Annotated in this window: 13 protein-coding genes and 1 rRNA gene; 3 read left to right on the top strand and 11 right to left on the bottom strand. The window is 55.5% G+C overall.

Annotated elements, in window-relative coordinates:
* The first annotated feature begins 13 nt into the window (after positions 1 to 13).
* Together rrf and F3I44_RS21700 are read left to right on the top strand one after the other, a co-directional pair.
* Positions 14 to 129 (top strand): 5S ribosomal RNA (gene rrf / locus F3I44_RS21705).
* Between the two features lie 276 nt (positions 130 to 405).
* The gene (locus F3I44_RS21700; RefSeq protein WP_150015520.1) at positions 406 to 1695 is read left to right on the top strand and encodes an MFS family transporter; all 1290 of its coding nucleotides are present in this window, start codon (positions 406 to 408) and stop codon (positions 1693 to 1695) included.
* Positions 1696 to 1883: 188 nt separating this feature from the next.
* Here the strand turns inward: F3I44_RS21700 and pssA are convergent, their stop codons facing one another.
* The 4 genes from pssA to trxC all read right to left on the bottom strand — a co-directional run bounded on the left by pssA (position 1884) and on the right by trxC (position 7332).
* Complete coding sequence (gene pssA / locus F3I44_RS21695; protein WP_150019631.1) at positions 1884 to 3239, bottom strand: CDP-diacylglycerol--serine O-phosphatidyltransferase; 1356 nt, start codon at positions 3237 to 3239, stop codon at positions 1884 to 1886.
* A gap of 117 nt (positions 3240 to 3356) precedes the next feature.
* Positions 3357 to 6014, bottom strand: a complete 2658-nt coding sequence (locus F3I44_RS21690; RefSeq protein WP_150019630.1) for a bifunctional acetate--CoA ligase family protein/GNAT family N-acetyltransferase — start codon at positions 6012 to 6014, stop codon at positions 3357 to 3359.
* A gap of 139 nt (positions 6015 to 6153) precedes the next feature.
* Positions 6154 to 6831 (bottom strand): tRNA-uridine aminocarboxypropyltransferase, encoded by a 678-nt coding sequence (locus F3I44_RS21685; RefSeq protein ID WP_150015523.1) that lies wholly within the window; start codon positions 6829 to 6831, stop codon positions 6154 to 6156.
* 81 nt (positions 6832 to 6912) lie between these two features.
* Positions 6913 to 7332, bottom strand: a complete 420-nt coding sequence (trxC, locus tag F3I44_RS21680) for a thioredoxin TrxC (protein WP_013358802.1) — start codon at positions 7330 to 7332, stop codon at positions 6913 to 6915.
* 159 nt (positions 7333 to 7491) lie between these two features.
* On the opposite strand from trxC, the gene F3I44_RS21675 reads away from it, so the two are divergent.
* On the top strand, positions 7492 to 8676 hold the full coding sequence (locus tag F3I44_RS21675) for a tRNA/rRNA methyltransferase (RefSeq protein WP_150019629.1): 1185 nt from the start codon (positions 7492 to 7494) through the stop codon (positions 8674 to 8676).
* Between the two features lie 36 nt (positions 8677 to 8712).
* On the opposite strand, the gene emrB is transcribed toward F3I44_RS21675, so the two are convergent.
* The 7 genes from emrB to nrdI all read right to left on the bottom strand — a co-directional run bounded on the left by emrB (position 8713) and on the right by nrdI (position 17498).
* Positions 8713 to 10248: a multidrug efflux MFS transporter permease subunit EmrB gene (gene emrB, locus F3I44_RS21670; protein ID WP_150019628.1), complete on the bottom strand. Its 1536-nt coding sequence runs from the start codon at positions 10246 to 10248 to the stop codon at positions 8713 to 8715.
* A gap of 16 nt (positions 10249 to 10264) precedes the next feature.
* Complete coding sequence (gene emrA / locus F3I44_RS21665) at positions 10265 to 11437, bottom strand: multidrug efflux MFS transporter periplasmic adaptor subunit EmrA (RefSeq protein WP_150019627.1); 1173 nt, start codon at positions 11435 to 11437, stop codon at positions 10265 to 10267.
* A gap of 150 nt (positions 11438 to 11587) precedes the next feature.
* Positions 11588 to 12118, bottom strand: a complete 531-nt coding sequence (mprA, locus tag F3I44_RS21660) for a transcriptional repressor MprA (protein ID WP_150015526.1) — start codon at positions 12116 to 12118, stop codon at positions 11588 to 11590.
* A 303-nt stretch (positions 12119 to 12421) separates the two neighbouring features.
* Positions 12422 to 13609: an MFS transporter gene (locus F3I44_RS21655; RefSeq protein WP_150015527.1), complete on the bottom strand. Its 1188-nt coding sequence runs from the start codon at positions 13607 to 13609 to the stop codon at positions 12422 to 12424.
* Positions 13610 to 14008: 399 nt separating this feature from the next.
* Positions 14009 to 14968: a class 1b ribonucleoside-diphosphate reductase subunit beta gene (gene nrdF, locus F3I44_RS21650; RefSeq protein WP_150019626.1), complete on the bottom strand. Its 960-nt coding sequence runs from the start codon at positions 14966 to 14968 to the stop codon at positions 14009 to 14011.
* Between the two features lie 8 nt (positions 14969 to 14976).
* A complete protein-coding gene (gene nrdE / locus F3I44_RS21645; protein ID WP_150019625.1) occupies positions 14977 to 17115 on the bottom strand; it encodes a class 1b ribonucleoside-diphosphate reductase subunit alpha in 2139 nt (712 codons plus the stop codon).
* Positions 17085 to 17498 carry a class Ib ribonucleoside-diphosphate reductase assembly flavoprotein NrdI gene (nrdI, locus tag F3I44_RS21640; protein WP_150015530.1) on the bottom strand — a complete coding sequence of 138 codons (414 nt, stop codon included), beginning with the start codon at positions 17496 to 17498 and terminating at the stop codon, positions 17085 to 17087. The genes nrdE and nrdI overlap by 31 nt, the downstream gene beginning before the upstream one ends.
* Positions 17499 to 17502: the final 4 nt, after the last annotated feature.

Below are 17502 nucleotides of genomic sequence, written 5' to 3'. Positions count from 1 at the left end.
GCACCAAGATTTGCCTGGCGGCTGTAGCGCGGTGGTCCCACCTGACCCCATGCCGAACTCAGAAGTGAAACGCCGTAGCGCCGATGGTAGTGTGGGGCCTCCCCATGCGAGAGTAGGGAACTGCCAGGCATCATATAAGTAGAGAAGCCCCGCACGAAAGTGCGGGGCTTTTTTACGTCTGAATTTTGTTCTTTTAAGCAGAAATATTGACCATAACCCCGTTTTCTGCAGCCCTCATTACCTCATATGGACTTACAAAATTGCCAGCAACCCGCTGATTTTTCGATAATTGGCGATGTGGCTCACAATATTCATCTCAGATTACCCCGCCTTTACCTCCGGTAGACTTAAATGCTTTACTCAATCCTTTAAACGCTGTTGATCAGCAAGGAACAGAGGTAAGGCATGACAACAACAAATAATAATATTCAACCGGATGATACCAGGAAACGCATCTGGGCCATCGTTGGCGCGTCATCGGGCAACCTGGTCGAGTGGTTCGACTTCTATGTCTATTCATTCTTCTCGCTCTACTTTGCGCACATATTCTTCCCGCAGGGCGATACCACCACGCAGTTGTTACAGACGGCGGGCGTTTTTGCGGCAGGATTTCTGATGCGTCCGATTGGTGGCTGGCTGTTCGGCTATATCGGAGATAAACATGGTCGAAAAAATTCGATGCTGGTTTCGGTATGCATGATGTGTTTCGGGTCACTGGTTATTGCCTGCCTGCCTGGTTACGCAACGATCGGCGTGGCGGCTCCCATCATTCTGCTGCTGGCGCGTATGTTTCAGGGATTATCGGTGGGGGGAGAATATGGGACCAGCGCAACCTACATGAGCGAAGTGGCTCTGGAAGGACGTAAAGGATTCTATGCCTCATTCCAGTATGTCACGCTGATTGGTGGTCAGTTAGCGGCGGTACTGACCGTAGTGGTGCTGCAATTCCTGCTTACTGATGCAGAACTGCGCAGCTGGGGCTGGCGAATTCCGTTCTTCCTCGGCGCACTGCTCGCGGTTGTCGCATTGTGGCTACGACGCTCTCTGGAAGAAACATCAGACAAGACCAGCCGCGAACATCGTGATGCGGGAAGCGTAATCGGATTGCTGCGCAATCATACCCGTCCTTTCCTGATGGTGCTGGGTTTCACCGCGGGCGGTTCTTTGAGTTTTTATACCTTCACCACCTACATGCAGAAGTATCTGGTTAACACGTCGGGTATGGATCCTAAAACGGCTAGCGGGCTGATGACCGGTGCGCTGCTGGTCTTTATGCTAATTCAGCCGATTATCGGTGCCCTGTCAGATAAAATTGGTCGTCGCACGTCGATGATGATCTTTGGCGCAGGTGCGGCGATCTGTACGGTGCCAATTCTGACCCTGCTGCAAAACGTGCAGAGTCCCGGCGTGGCTTTCCTGTTGATTATGCTGGCCTTGCTGGTCACCAGCTTCTACACAGCCATCAGCGGCATTCTTAAAGCCGAAATGTTCCCGCCACAGGTACGCGCACTGGGTGTCGGGCTCTCTTATGCGGTAGCGAATGCGCTGTTTGGTGGTTCGGCAGAGTATGTAGCGCTGCTGATGAAGAAGCAGGGGATCGAGACCACCTTCTTCTGGTATGTCTCTGCGATGGGGGCGGTGGCGTTTCTGGTGTCACTATTGCTGCACAAGCGTGGTAAGGGGATAAAGCTTTAAAACAGCTACTGACTCAGATTCCACAGGGCAATGCCGCTGGCTGCACCGGCGGCATCCCACGCGAAATCTTTCCAGCTCCAGCCATTCGGGCGGCTGTCATACCACTCTTTTCCCGCCCCAGGACTTAACGAAACAACAGCACAACAGTAGCCCACTTCGCCTAATGGATGCCTTCTGACAGGCGGTGATTAAAGAATACGGCTGATCAGGCGGTCGATACGTATCCGGCGCAGGCGGCGAATGAGCTTCCGCACCTTGGCCGGATAATCAGCAATACTTTCAAGCTCACGGAAATGCGTCACCACCGTGGTGTGCTGGCGGATTAACGTCAGCTCTTTTTCACGCTGCACTGCTAACTGCTGATGAGGATCGTGGATCAGTACCGCATTTTCCAGGTCGAGTCGCCATGCGCGTGGATTGAGGTTATTACCGGTAATCAGCTGCCATTCATCATCGACCCACATCCCTTTAAGGTGATAACTGTTCTCGCCATCCTTCCATAGTCTTACGACTAACTGGCCGGTTGTAACGTAGTAGTGCAAACGGCTCAGGAAGCGGCGCAGATTGATTTCATACAGATATGGCAGTGCGCCGATAATTTTGAACGGCTGGTCGGGCGCAATATAGAAATCATTGGCTGTTTTATCACCGACGATAATCTCGACCTGTTTCCCCTGGCGCAGCAGGTTAATGATATTACGCACCAGCAAGGCGGGCAGGTTGAAGTAGGGAGTACAGATAATCAGCTTCTGTTCTGCACAGGGCATCAGGTGAAAAATGGTTTTATTAAGCAGGCTATGCTTACCCAGACCGACCAACGGCGTGACCGCCAGTTCATCGTTGCCGGCATTCCCCTCAAACTGATAATTGAAGCCACGCAGATCCTGACGGAACTGGCGCGTCTCATTTTTAATTTCAGGGCTGGAAGGGCGCTCAGCGAAATCGAGCCGGTTAACCGCTTCTGCTGGCTTCAGATTGAGCGTAATCCAGTCATACATGGTATCGGTCAGCTGCGGATTACGGATAACCTGGTAGCGATCATAGCGATACTTGTCATGCTGATGCAGGTAAACATCATTGATGCTGGCACCGCTGTAGAGCAGGGTATCATCAATAATGAAACCTTTAAGATGGAGTACACCCAGGGCTTCACGTGTATTAACCGGGATACCATAAACCGGGATGGCAATATCGGCATAACGCGTCGCCATTTCGCAATACCAGTCGGCATTGGTTACGCCTCGCGCTGCGCCAATTCGCCCACGCTGCGCACGATGCCAGTCTACCAGGATCGAGATATCGAGCTCCGGTCGCGCCTGCTTAGCATGATAAAGCGCATCCATGACGGCACGTCCGGCGTCATCGTTTTCCAGATAGAGCGCAACGATACAGATGCGGGTCTGCGCTGCCGCAATCTTCTCCAGCAACGTCTGACGAAATTCGGCAGGCGAGTAAAGTGTCGACATATCCGCAACGGATTGTGACAGTTTCGGCAGCTCTGCGAGGTGTTGTTGGTGTTTATTACGTTTAAATTTAGACAACATCACAGTGCATTTCTTCTCTGTTCATTGCATGGCCTTTTGCCATCAAATCAGGGTTATAACCATAAATAATAACATCAACTCCGTCGATTCGAACGTTTTTTACCTTTCTCTACAAGGTTAGTTGATCTCATTCTGTAAAGATAATTTCAGGCTGACAATACCGTCATCCAGTTGAATATCAACATGAAAGTTGAGTTTTCGGGCCAGGGTAATCATGCCGCGGTTATGGGGCATGGTGATACCGTTCAATTGTTGCAAGCCGTGATGTCGGGTGTAGCGGATCATCTTTTCCAGCAGACGACGACCCATGCCTAACCCTTTCAGGTCCGAACGGACCAGCACTGAAAACTCCGCATCAATGTTATCAGCGTCCGAGATCGCGCGGGTGACGCCAATGATCTCGGGGTGTCCGTAATGCTGACGGACCGCCACAATAGCCATCTCGCGGTCATAATCGATCTGCGTCATATTGGCGAGGTCATCATGCGTGAACTCATTGATCTCACTGAAGTAGCGGTAGTAAAGATCCTCTTTGGTAACCTGGCTGATAAAATCGCGCAGTAAAGGTTCATCCTCTGGCAGGATTGGGCGGAACAGGCAGAATTGCCCATCTTTTAACTCTACCTGTTCTTCCAGATGCTGCGGATAAGGGCGAATGGCCAGCCTTGCTTCGTTATCGCCGTGGAACGGGGCCAGCGTCAGGGTGACGTCCAGCAGGGTAAAATCATTGCCCGCCACCAGTAGCGGGTGAATATCCAGTCGCTGGATCTCCGGGCAATCCACCACCAGATCAGAGACCTGCACCAGCAGCTGGCTTAAACCCGCAATATCCAGCGGATTAAGGGCGCTGCGGCTGCGGATTTTTCCACTCTTGATGGCCTGAATGACCAGATAGCGTGCCAGCGTCATATTTAGCGGGGGGAGGGCAACGGCAGCCTGTTTATCAGCCTGCCATTCAACTCCGCCTTCACCCAGCATAATGAGTGGGCCAAACAGTGCATCCTGTTCGACCACGACCCGCAATTCCTGCGCGCCCGCCCGGCTGGCCATGCTCTGAACCAGCAGTCCCTCGATACGTGCCTGAGGCAGCGTCTGCTTTACCCGATCAAAAATGGCTTCGGCGGCACGCTCCACTTCACTGGCATTACGCAGGTAGAGCATTACACCCTGAACCTCTGATTTATGGGCGATATCGGGTGAACGCAGCTTCAGCGCCACCGGATAGCCAATCTGATCGGCAATGGTAACCGCTGCCGCGCTGTCACTGGCGATCCAGGTTGGCAGTGTGGCCAGTCCATAAGCCTGCAGCACCGGCTGAACCTCGTGAGTGTCCAGTGAGGTAATGCCGCGCGCCAGCGCCTGTGAGAGCAGCTGGTGAGCATGTGCACTATCCTGGTTCAGCGTGACGGGCAGGGCAGGCGTTTCGCGTAGCTGCTTCTGATTACGCCGGTACTCAACCTGATGCATAAAGGCGGTGACGGTGCCTTCCGGCGTGCGCCAGGTCGGTATACCTGCCTGCGTAAAGGCACGACGCGCAGCCTGTGAAGAGAATTCGCCGCTCCAGTTAGTCAGCAGCGTTACCAGCTTACCGCGCGGGTGGCGGGCCACGGTATCGATCAGATGTGCGGCTGTTTCAGTCGCGGGTGCGACCGCGCTTGGCGCATGAATAATCATTAAGGCATCTAGTTCATGGCTGTCGAGGAGGATCTCCACACAGGCAGCGTAGCGCTCAGCTGTGGCGTCATCTTTTAAATCCAGCGGATTTCCGCGACCTGCACCGGCAGGCAAAATAGCCTCAAGCTGCTGACGCGTTTCCTCGCTGAGCTGCGCCAGTTTCCCATTGCGGGCGTAAAGCTCATCCAGCGCCAGCGCGGCGGGCGCAGCACCATTACTGATGATCATCAGCCTGTCGCCGCGCAGCGGCCGCATATGGCTCAGCGACTCAACGGCGGAGAACAGCTCGTGCGTGTCCTGCACACGCAGTAACCCGGCGCGCTGAATGGCCGCATCCCAGGCAGCGTCCAGACCACTATGGGTACCAAGCAGCGCCTGTGCTTCACGGCTGCGACCACTCTTGATGACCAGAATCGGTTTATTACGTGAGGCGCTGCGTGAGGCGGAAACAAAACGACGCGCATCGCTGAGGTGCTCAAGATAGAGCAGGATGGCGCTGGTCTTGCCGTCGCGTGCCAGAAAGTCGAGCAGGTCATCGACATCGGTATCCAGACTGTCACCCAGCGCGATAAACCAGGAGAAGCCGAGATTACGCTGCTGCGCCCAGTCGAGAATCGTATTAGAGACGGCAGCGGACTGAGAGATAAACGCGATACGGCCTTTCTCTATCGGCACGGGCGAGAAGCTGGCATTGAGTCCCTGCCAGGGTGCCAGCAGGCCAAGGCTGTTTGGTCCCAGCAGACGTATCTGCCACTGGCTGGCACAGGCTTTGAGTTCAGCCGACTGGCTGGCGGGTGCGGAGAGGATAATGCAGGCTTTACAGCCTTTCTCGCCGAGCTGTTGCAGCAACTCGAGGTTACGCTTTGAGTGAGTGCAGATTACCGCCAGGTCTGGCGCGAAAGGTAAGCTGTCGATGGTGGGCCAGGCGAGTACGCCGCTGACCGCTTTATATTTTGGCGTCACCGGCAGTACCGGTCCGCTAAAACCGCCCGCCAGCAGGTTACGCATCATAAAGTAGCCAGCACGCCCGGGCGTAACCGAGGCACCAATCACCGCAATTGATTTAGGTCGTAATAGCGCTTCCAGTCCGCGTTGGCTCATCTCGCCCTCCAGAGATCGGGATTTGCGTGATTGTAAACGCTTTTTGCTGGCCGTGCTTCCGGGCAGATCGCAGGCTGAACATCCGGATCCTGGAAACTGTCAGGAGAGGCTCACGCCAGCCAGCCGGAGAGAGATACGGTTAAGCCTGTCCAGCGTGATGCGGTTTTCCTGCCAGGTAAGCCGTGCGGAACCGATCGAAATGGTGAGATAACGCCTCTGCCGCCAGCCGATCGCCCGCCTGTGCCAGTAGCGCCGTCGCCACTTCAGCGGTGCAGTGCTGACCTTCGCCGTGGGCTTCACGCAGCGTATAGCGCGAAGGAGTACTGACATCCAGTGACATCACTGGCAGGGCGTCGAGCCAGGGACTTTTGCGAAACATCTTGCGTGCTTCGGTCCAGGTGCCATCCAGCATAATAAACAGCGGCGGCTTGCCGCTGGCCGGCGGCGTTGTCAGCACTTCACGACCAGGATCGGCATAAGCGGCCGGAAAGACCACCAGTGGCTGATAATCGGGATTGCGCACGGCCGCCAGCAGCAGCGGATCCGGCTCGGTGCGTGACCAGCCAAATGCCTGGGTATCCGGCAAAATATCGGCAATCAGACGGCCGGTGTTGCTCGGCTTCATTGGCTCGGTATCAAACATCACCAGGCAGAAGCGACTCCGGGCAGACTGCGGTGCAATCTGGCTGCAGAGACAGTTGGCCTCTGGCAGCAGGCAGCCCTGGCAGCGAATGACCCGATTCCCCCGCGCGAGGAAGGGACGGGTGGCACGGGCAAGGCGTTGGGTGCGCAAGCGCAAAACGGCATTATCAGACATGAGTATTCAGGGCAGGAAAAACGTCAGTGTAATCGAAGCGCAGATGAAAAGGAAAAGGCCAGACTGGCTGGCCTTTGAAGTTTAAAGTGATTCGTCGAGCCATTCGTTAAACGGCGCTTTGGGCATAGCACCGTTCAGCATGTCTACCCGCTCGCCATTTTTAAACAGCATGATGGTCGGGATACTGCGAATGTTGAAACGGGCGCTCAGGGCCGGTTCTGCTTCAGTGTTCACTTTAATAAAGCGGACCTTGCCGCTGCGTTCACTGGCGACATCTTTAAACACGGGCGCAAAATTGACGCAGGGACCGCACCAGGGCGCCCAGAAATCGATCACCACCGGCAGATCATCCTGCAGATATTTGTCAAAGTTGGCGCTGGTGGCATTCACCACTTCGCCATCGAACAGCTCATTTCCACAGCGACCACATTTCGCCACGTCGGCAAGGCGTTCGTCAGGAACGCGATTGGTTGCCTGACAGGAAGCGCATACCGTATTCATAGGAACCTCTGATGTTGAAAAGTGTCAGTCTGGTAATAGTTGTTCATTATGGAAGGGGGGGGATTTTCGCTCAATCTGGATTGCTCTATAGGTTCAATAGTTGATAGCTAAGCGCCAGCACATCAGGTAATCTGCGCGCTCTGAATGCAGGAGGAAGAGATGAACGACGAATATAAAGGCAAGAGCGGCAAAGTTAAGGTGATGTACGTGCGTGGCGAGGACGATAAAAGCGTGCGCGCGCCGAATCCTCGTACAGGCAAAGGTGGTCACTCTGCTGCCCGCCAGGATGATAATCGTCGTTCATCTGGCCCCCGCTCTGAACGCAGTCAGGAAGGCGGTCGCTCCGCTGGTCGTCGCAGTGACGACACCGGTCGCAGCAGTTCACCGCGTCGTGATGAAGGCGGACGTGGCGCACCACGCCGTTCAGACGATGGCGCAGGTCGCCGCAACGATCGTGGCGATGACAGCCGCGGTGCCTATGGCAGCAGCGACTTCCCGTGGCGCACCGTGTCACGCGCACCATCCGCCGATCGTGCGTCATCGCCTGAGAGCGATAAGCCGGATCACGGCGGCATCAGTGGCAAGAGCTTCGTTGATCCTGAGCAGATTCGTCGTCAGCGTAACGAAGAGACACGCGTCTATGGCGAAAACGCCTGCCAGGCGCTGTTCCAGAGCCGTCCGGAAGCGATTGTTCGCGCCTGGTTCGTGCAGGAAGTCACACCACGTTTTCGCGAAGCGCTGCGCTGGCTGGCCGCTAACCGCAAAGCCTATCATGTGGTTGAAGATGCTGAGATCACCAAAGCGTCAGGTACTGAACATCATGGTGGCGTCTGCTTCCTGATCAAAAAGCGTATGGGCATGGCGGTGTCTGAATGGCTGAGCCAGGCGAATACGAAAGATTGCGTACTGGCACTGGAAGATGTCAGCAACCCGCATAACCTCGGTGCGATTATGCGCAGCTGCGCGCACTTTGGAGTAAAAGGTTTGCTGGTGAATGATGCTTCACTGCTGGAGTCAGGTGCAGCCGTGCGTACCGCAGAAGGCGGCGCTGAGCATGTGCAGGCGATTAGCGGCGCAACCTTCAGTGAAGGTCTGGAAGCGTTCCGTAAAGCGGGTTACACCATCGTGACCACCTCCAGCCATCAGGGCACGCCGCTGGCGCAGGCTCAGCTGCCGGAGAAAATGGTGCTGGTGTTAGGCCAGGAGCGTGAAGGTCTTTCTGACACCGCGTTCAAACAGGGTGACATGAGCCTGTCAATTGGCGGCACCGGTAACGTAGAAAGTCTCAACGTCTCAGTCGCAACCGGCGTACTGCTCGCCGAATGGTGGCGTCAGAACGCATAAAAAAACGGGCCGAAAGGCCCGTTTTGCTGTGTGACATCAGTGCGCACCGCCACCACCACCGCCTGCGCCAAACGGCGGGCGGGCAAACCAGATCAGCACCAGCAGGATTAAAAAGACCCCCGCCGACGCCCAGAAGATCTCATTCGCTGAAATAATCAGTCCCTGATTGGTAATCTGCTGTGCGATATAAGCTGATGCCTGCTGCTGCGTCATCCCCAGGCTTTCAAGCTGGCTATACATCTGCTGTGAATTAACGTTGTACGGGGTAATCGACTCCGTCAGATAGCTATGATGCATCGACTCGCGGTTCGTCCACATGGTAGTGGTAATCGACGTTCCCACTGAACCGGCAAAGGTTCGCAGAAAGTTCGACAGGCTGGATGCGGCAGCCATGCGCTCCGGTGGCAGTCCCGACAGCGTAATGGTGGTCAGCGGCATAAAGAAACAGGCCACGGCAAAACCCTGAATAAACTGCGGCCAGGCTGAGGCACCAAAGTCCATCCCCGGTTCAAACGTATAAGCACGCCAGTAGAAGCAGACGGCATACATAATGAAGCTGAACGTAACCAGCCGCCGCATGTCGAGCTTATGGGCGAAGCGACCAATGATCGGCGACAGGATCACCGGCAAAATCCCCACCGGCGCAGATGCCAGACCTGCCCAGGTTGCGGTATACCCGTAAACCTCCTGCAGCAGCTGCGGCAACAGGACTATCGAGCCGAAGTAGAGCATATAAGCCAGGCTGATCGACAGGCAGCCGATGGTGAAGTTGCGCGACTTAAACAGCGACAGGTCAATGATCGGGTGATCGTCCGTCAGCTCCCACACCAGCAGGACTGACAGCGCAATCAGGGCCACGACCCCCAGCACGATAATCTCCGTCGAACTAAACCAGTCGAGCTCCTTTCCGCGATCCAGCATCACCTGAAGACAGCCGATTCCCACCACCAGCAGCACCAGCCCGACCATGTCGATCCGGCGGATTTCGGTTTTGGTTTCCCGGCCACGCAGGGTTTGCAGCGTCAGTATGACTACTGCCACACCAATCGGCACGTTGATAAAGAAGATCCAGCCCCAGTGATAGTTATCACTGATCCAGCCACCCAGTATCGGGCCACAGATCGGTGCCACGATCACCGTCATCGCCCACAGCGACAGCGCAACACTCCGTTTGGCCGGGGGATAATTGTTGAGCAGCAGACTTTGCGACAGCGGGATCAACGGACCGGCGACGATCCCCTGAATGACGCGGAAGAAGATCAGCATCTCCAGGCTATCTGACATGCCGCACGCCCAGGAGGCAATGGCAAACAGAATAGTCGACCAGGTGAAGAGCTTCACTTCACCAATGCGTTTTGCCAGCCAGCCGGTCAGGGGGATAGAAATCGCATTGGCGACGCCAAACGAGGTGATCACCCAGGTGCCCTGAGAGTTCGACGCCCCCAGATTCCCGGCAATGGTGGGGATAGCCACGTTGGCGATGGTCGAGTCCAGAACCTGCATGAACGTCGCCAGCGACAGCGCAATGGTCATCAGGACCAGCGGCATCCCTTCAAGCGGTTTTTGTGCCATTACAGCCTCCGCGTCATCATCCGGCGTTGGCGCGGACGATATCGGTGATCAGCTGATTGACCGGCGCAAGGTCAATCGCCAGAGCATTACTGCTGTAAGCGGCCTGCTGACGGGGGCTGGTGGCGAGCGCGCTACCCTCTTTGCTGGTGGTATCGATTTTAACCAGCGTGGAGAGGCCGATGCGCAGCGGATGTCTGGCGATATCGTCCTGATTCAGTTCGATACGAACCGGCAGACGCTGAACCACTTTAATCCAGTTACCGGTGGCGTTCTGTGCTGGCAGCAAAGAGAAGGCGCTGCCGGTGCCCATATCCAGACCCACGACTTTGCCCTGATAAACCACTTCGTCACCGTAGATGTCGGCGACCACGGTGGCAGGCTGACCGATACGGACACCTGCCAGCTGCGTCTCTTTGAAATTCGCATCGACCCACAGATTGGTGGCAGGTACGACAGCCAGCAACGGGGTGCTGGTAGAGATTTGCGAACCGACCTGTACGCTGCGACGGGAGACAAAGCCATCCATCGGACTGCGGATTTCGGTGCGCTGCAGCGCCAGCCAGGCGTCACGCAGTTCAGCTGCGCTCTGTTGCACGGCAGGCTGATTTTCCAGCGAGGTGTTGAGGATCATCGCCTGATTGGCATTGTATTGCTGAATGGCCACGTCCAGCTGAGCTTTAGCCGTTGCAACGGCATCACGGGCGTGCTGCAACTCTTCACGGCCAATCAGGTTTGCTGCTCCTAACGGCTCACGGCGTTTCAGATCCGCCTCTGCCTGTGCCAGGGCGGTCTGCTGCAGCGTGATGCTGGCCTGATACTGTTTGCCATTGATCATCAGCTGATGTGTCTGACGCACGCTGGTGGCCAGAGCCGTCTGTGCTTTTTCAAACGCCTGCTCGGCATCGGTCTTATCGAGTGAAACCAGCACATCGCCTTTTTTGACGAAATCGGTATCTTCAAACCAGACCTTATTCACGCTACCGGAGACCTGGGCCATCACCTGCACCTGATTGCCCGCAACGTAAGCGTCATCGGTTTCCTGAAAATGGCGCAGGACCAGGAACCAGTAAACGCCCCAGGCAATACCAATCAGCACAAAGATCAGCGCCAGCACAATGAGCACACTTTTGCGCTTCTTCTTTTTGCTGGCTGACGGTTGCGGGCTTTGTGCTTCTGCCGTTGCACTCATGACTTTCTCCACATTTTCCATTTAGTCGGGCGACAGAACTCCTTTTCTGCCTGCGCCCGAGTCGAAAAAGCCAGCGACTGAGCGCTGGCCAGATAAAAAAGGAAGCTAAAATAACGATTCCGACAGGTGATTGTGTCGCACTTATTGCTATTAGCGGGACAGCGAGGCGATCAGCTGATCTTCATCCATTTTATCAAGACGATTAAGCAACTTACGGGTGATACCTTCGAGCTGAGACTTCTCTTCGACTGACAGCGACGACCAGAGGTACTGCAGGCTCTGATGCTGAGGGGGTAACAACTGACGCAGGAACTCCATGCCTTTATCGGTCAGATGCAGATGCAGGCAGCGACGGTCGTGATCGCTTTCGCGACGCTCAATCCAGCCGCGCTTCTCCAGCTCATCAGCAATGCGCGTAGCATTGGTGCGTGAAGAGCCAAGGGCAGAGCTGAGCTCAGAAGGCTGGATACTGTGATTTTCCTGCGCATCCAGCGTAATCAGCGCCATAAACAGGGTCTCATTAATACCCTGTGCTTTCAGCATCTTATTGCGGTTGTCCAGCAGTTTACCCTGCATATGCATACAGAGACGCGTCAGAATAATTTCCTGCAACGGAAAATCCTTATGACGATTGGCACGGATGTTTAGCATCTGCTCAATGGGAGTAAACGAACTTTCCATTAAAAAAAACCTCACTAATTGCAACTTGTATAATAACTATGGTGACAGGCTAAGCGTAGTCACTTTTTAGCAGGCGATCGCTGACAGACTCGCACGCTGCACCATCAAAGGTATTCCAGGCCAGTCCCTGGCCCTGGGTCAAAAACCCGTACGCCCGGCGGCAGCCGCAGTGCCAGGACGTTATCAAAAAGGGGGCAAATTTATTAATATCGCGAGGAAAAATAACTGAAGTGAATAGGTTTGTTGCTAACCATAACAAACCTAACCATTTGTGACCAGAGCAATGCGTTGTCCGGATAGCCTTCAGTTGATTTTTTCCGGCTCAAAGCGCGATCCCCCTGCCCAAATCAGCAGATTAATCAGCGTCAGTAGCGCGCCAGCACCACAGACGCCATACCAGCCCCAAAGATGGTAAGCGGTAGCGGAGAGCAGCGAGCCCGCCGCACCGCCGATAAAGTAGCTGGTCATGTAACCGGCATTCAGACGGTTTCGCGCCTCCGGCATCTGCGCATAAATCACGCTCTGATTGGTGATATGGACAGCCTGCACCGCCAGATCCAGCAGCAGAATGCCGACGATCAGCGGCACAAGCTGCTCCGCACCCCACGCAATGGCGGCCCACGACAGCAGCATTAGCAGCAGACCCAGTCGGGTCGTCAGCTTCGCTTTACCTTTGTCGGCCAGTGAACCCGCCTGACGTGCGGCCAGCGCACCCGCAGCACCAACTAATCCCAGCAAGCCAATCTTGCCCTCAGAAAAATGATAAGGCGCGCCGGAGAGCAGAAAGGCCATTGAGGTCCAGAGCAGGCTGAAATTGGCAAAGGAGAGACAGCCGGTCCAGGCGCGTGTCCGGATCACCCGATTGCCTGCATACAGACGAAAGATGGAAGCCAGTAGTTGCGGATAGCTCATGGGCACTGACTGTTTTACGCGTGGCAACGATCGCCAAAGCGCCAGCGCCATAACCACCATCAGCAGACTGGCGGTCCAGTAGACCGTGCGCCAGCCGCCAATCTGCGCCAGGCCGCCTGCCACGGTACGTGCCAGCAGAATCCCCAACAGCAGACCGCTCATTACCGTTCCGACAATTTTACCGCGCCGCTCCGGCTCGGCTAGCGTGGCGGCCAGCGGTACCAGAATTTGTGCGGCGACCGAGAACAGGCCGGTCATGACCGTACCCAGCAGCAAAAAGAGGAACGCGTGCGACAGGGCGGTAATCACCATGCCCGCCGCAGCCAGCAGGATCATCGTCACAATCAGGCTGCGTCGTTCAAAGCGATCGCCCAGCGGCACCAGCAACAGCAGACCGCAGGCGTAGCCGAGTTGCGCCGTGGTGACAATAAACCCGGCGAGGCTCACAGAGAGATCAAACTGTTGGGCGATGGTATTGAGCAGTGGCTGAACGTAGTAATTACTGGCTACGCAGAGGCCGGTTGCTACCGACATCAGGACCACTAAAGCAGGCGTCAGCCCCTGACGAGTCGCATTCATAAACAGCATCGGTCGCTAATAATCATTTGAGGTTAATAATAACTCAAAAAACTATTTCACACGCATGATTATTAACAGGCCATACCAGTTATAACAAGAGGTTTAAACCATGGTGGAGGAGGTGTGCCCTGAGAAGGTTGTGGCAACTAACGGCTCAGGGCTTAACGTCTCACAGACAGCTCAGAAGTTTAAAGTGATGGGAGCATACGCCTGTAGCTAAGCATCGCGGGCCATGGACTAAAACGCTAAGTGTTGGCCCGTTTACGGGCGCACCTCAGGAATGAGGTGCGTAATCGCCCGCGCTGAGCCACGCCTTAGAGGGCGTCGTTTGCGTCTTTGCAGAAGGCGTATGCTCCCTGAGCCAGCATCTTTATCAGCTGTCGCAGGTCGTCCCGACCATCAGAAATTCCAGTCTTCGTCTTCAGTTTCGACCGCTTTCCCCATCACATAGGAGGAGCCTGAGCCGGAGAAGAAGTCGTGGTTCTCGTCAGCGTTGGGTGACAGTGCCGACAGAATGGCCGGATTGACCGCCGTCAGCTCCGCCGGGAACAGTGCCTCGTAGCCCAGATTCATCAGCGCTTTGTTGGCGTTGTAGTGCAGGAAGGTTTTCACCTCTTCCACCCAACCGACATCACCATAGAGCGCTTCGGTGTAAGCGACTTCGTTCTCATACAGCGCCAGCAGCAGATCATAGGCAAACTGTTGCAGCTCTTCGCGACGCAAATCGTCAGCGGCGGCCAGCGCCTGCTGATATTTGTAGCCGATGTAGTAACCGTGCACCGCTTCATCACGGATAATCAGGCGAATCAGGTCTGCGGTATTGGTCAGCTTGCCGCGACTCGACCAGTACATCGGCAGCCAGAAGCCGGAATAGAACAGGAACGACTCCAGAAAGACGCTGGCGATCTTCTTCTTCAGCGGATCATCGGCGCGGTAGTGTTCCAGGATGATGCGCGCCTTGTTCTGCAGCGGCGCATTCTCTTCACTCCACTGGTAGGCGGCATCCACATCCTGCGTGTTACACAGGGTAGAGAAAATCGAACTGTAGGAGCGGGCATGTACCGCTTCCATAAAGCTGATATTCGACAGCACTGCCTCTTCGTGCGGGGTAATGGCATCCTCCATCAGTCCCGGCGCGCCGATCACGTTCTGGATGGTGTCGAGCAGCGTCAGGCCGGTAAAGACCCGGATAGTCAGCTGCTGCTGCTGTTTATCCAGCGTCTGCCAGCCGGGCAGATCGTTGGAGAGCGGCATCTTTTCCGGCAGCCAGAAGTTGCTGGTAAGACGGTTCCACACCTCAAGATCTTTATCATCCTGAATGCGGTTCCAGTTAATAGCCTGAATCTGTTTAAGTTTCATCGTTGTTATTACAGGGAGCAGGAAACGCAGCCCTGAACCTCCGTGCCCTGAAGTGCCATCTGACGCAGTCGAATGTAATAGAGCGTTTTGATCCCTTTTTTCCACGCGTAAATCTGCGCTTTGTTGATGTCACGGGTGGTGACGTCATCGCGGAAGAACAGCGTCAGCGACAGTCCCTGGTCGACGTGCTGCGTTGCTTCTGCGTAGGTATCAATAATCGCTTCCGGCCCAATCTGATACGCATCCTGATAGAGATGAAGATTCTCATTGGTCATAAATGGCGCGGGATAGTAGACGCGGCCGGTTTTGCCCTCTTTGCGGATCTCGATAGGGGAGACAATCGGATGGATGCTGGAGGTGGCGTGGTTGATGTAGGAGATAGAACCGGTCGGCGGAATAGCCTGCAGGTTCTGATTAAACAGCCCGTGCTGCATCACCGCATCACGCAGTGCCTGCCAGTCCGCCTGAGTTGGCAGCGTCAGTCCGGCATCGGCAAACAGTTGAGCCACCCGTTCAGTACGCGGCAGCCATTCCTGCTGCAGATACTTATCGAAGTAGACGCCGCTGGCGTAGTCCGAATCCGCAAAACCATCGAAGGTCTGCTGATGCTCCTGCGCCAGCTGATTAGAGGTGCGCAGCGCATAGTAGGTGATGCAATAGAAGTAGAGATTGGTGAAGTCCAGTGCTTCCGGCGAACCATAGGCGATCCCTTCACGGGCCAGATAGCCGTGCAGGTTCATCTGTCCCAGCCCAATGGCGTGCGAGCGGCGATTGCCTTCGGCGACGGAAGGTACTGAGCCGATCTCGCTCATCATCGACACTGAGGTCAGGGCGCGAACGGCTACATCCACGGTACGCGCCAGATCGCGCGAATCCATGGCGTGCGCAATATTCAGTGAGCCGAGATTACAGGAGATATCTTTGCCGACCCGGCGATAGCTGAGATCGTCGTTGTACTCACTGGCGCTGTTCACCTGCAGGATCTCAGAGCAGAGGTTGCTCATATTGATGCGACCGGCAATCGGGTTGCTACGGTTCACGCTGTCCTCATACATGATGTAGGGATAGCCCGACTCAAACTGAATCTCGGCCAGCGTCTGGAAAAAGTCGCGTGGCTGAATATACGTTTTGCGGATGCGATCGTCGGCCAGCATCTCGTCATACTTTTCACTGATGCTGATATCGCCAAAGGCCTGGCCGTAGATCCGCTCCACGTCGTAGGGCGAGAACAGCGCCATCGGTTTGTTCTCTTTCGCCAGCTGGAAGGTGATATCGGGGATCACCACGCCCAGCGACAACGTTTTGATGCGGATCTTCTCGTCGGCGTTTTCGCGCCTGGTATCCAGAAAGCGGAAGATATCGGGATGGTGTGCATTGAGCCACACCGCGCCAGCGCCCTGACGTGCGCCAAGCTGATTCGCATAAGAGAAGGCATCTTCCAGCATTTTCATCACCGGGATCACGCCCGACGACTGATTTTCTATGCGCTTGATCGGTGCGCCGGACTCTCGCAGGTTTGACAATAAAAAGGCGACGCCGCCGCCCCGTTTTGACAGCTGCAAAGCCGAATTCACGGCGCGACCAATCGACTCCATATTATCTTCGATACGCAACAGGAAGCAGGAGACCAGCTCACCGCGCTGCTGTTTGCCGCAGTTCAGAAAGGTAGGTGTGGCAGGCTGGAAACGGCCGCTCAGGATCTCCTCCAGCAGCGCCCGCGCCAGCGTTTCATCGCCCTGAGCCAGCGTCAGCGCCACCATGCAGGCGCGCTGTTCAAAGGTTTCCAGATAGCGTTTGCCGTCGAAGGTCTTCAGCGTGTAGCTGGTGTAGTACTTCCAGGCACCCAGGAAGGTTTTGAACTCAAATCCCCACGTCTCCGCCACCTCATGCAGCGCAAGCAGGAAATCGAAATCGTACTGGTTCAGCATCTCAGCTTCGTAATAGCTCTCCGCCACCAGATAGCGTAAACGCTCAGCATTGCTGGCGAAAGAAACCGTATTGGGCTGCACATGCTGGAGATAAAACTGCCGTGTCGCTTCGCGATCCTTGTCGAACTGGATGCGGCCCTCCGCGTCATAGAGGTTCAGCATGGCATTGAGAGCGTGATAATCGAGCGTCACGCCGTTGAGGGTATCTGTTGTTGCCAAAATTGGGTTACTCCCGCTTTAACGTTCGCAATATCGTCAGGCGTTCCCATCAGCTCGAAGCGGTAGAGGCAGGGCACCTGACATTTTTTTGCAATGATGCTGCCCGCCAGGCAGTAACCGGCACCGAAGTTACGGTTGCCTGCCGCGATCACGCCACGAATACCGCGTCGGTTCGCTTCATCATTAAGAAACTGAATCACCTGGCCGGGCACTGCACCGCGACTGCTGCCACCGCCATAGCTCGGCACCACCAGGATATAGGGATGGTCGACATGCAGCGCCTCCCGGGCATCCAGCGGGATGCGCCGGGCGGGCAGGCCGAGGCGTGTCACAAACCGGTGGGTGTTTTCCGACTGGCTGGAAAAATAGACCAGCGGGAACATGCGC

Origin of the sequence: Pantoea sp. F_5 (assembly GCF_008631595.1) — a bacterium.
GTDB lineage: Bacteria > Pseudomonadota > Gammaproteobacteria > Enterobacterales > Enterobacteriaceae > Pantoea > Pantoea gossypiicola.
The sequence above is the reverse complement of the archived record's forward strand: the minus strand, read 5'-3'. Positions and strand labels throughout refer to the sequence as shown.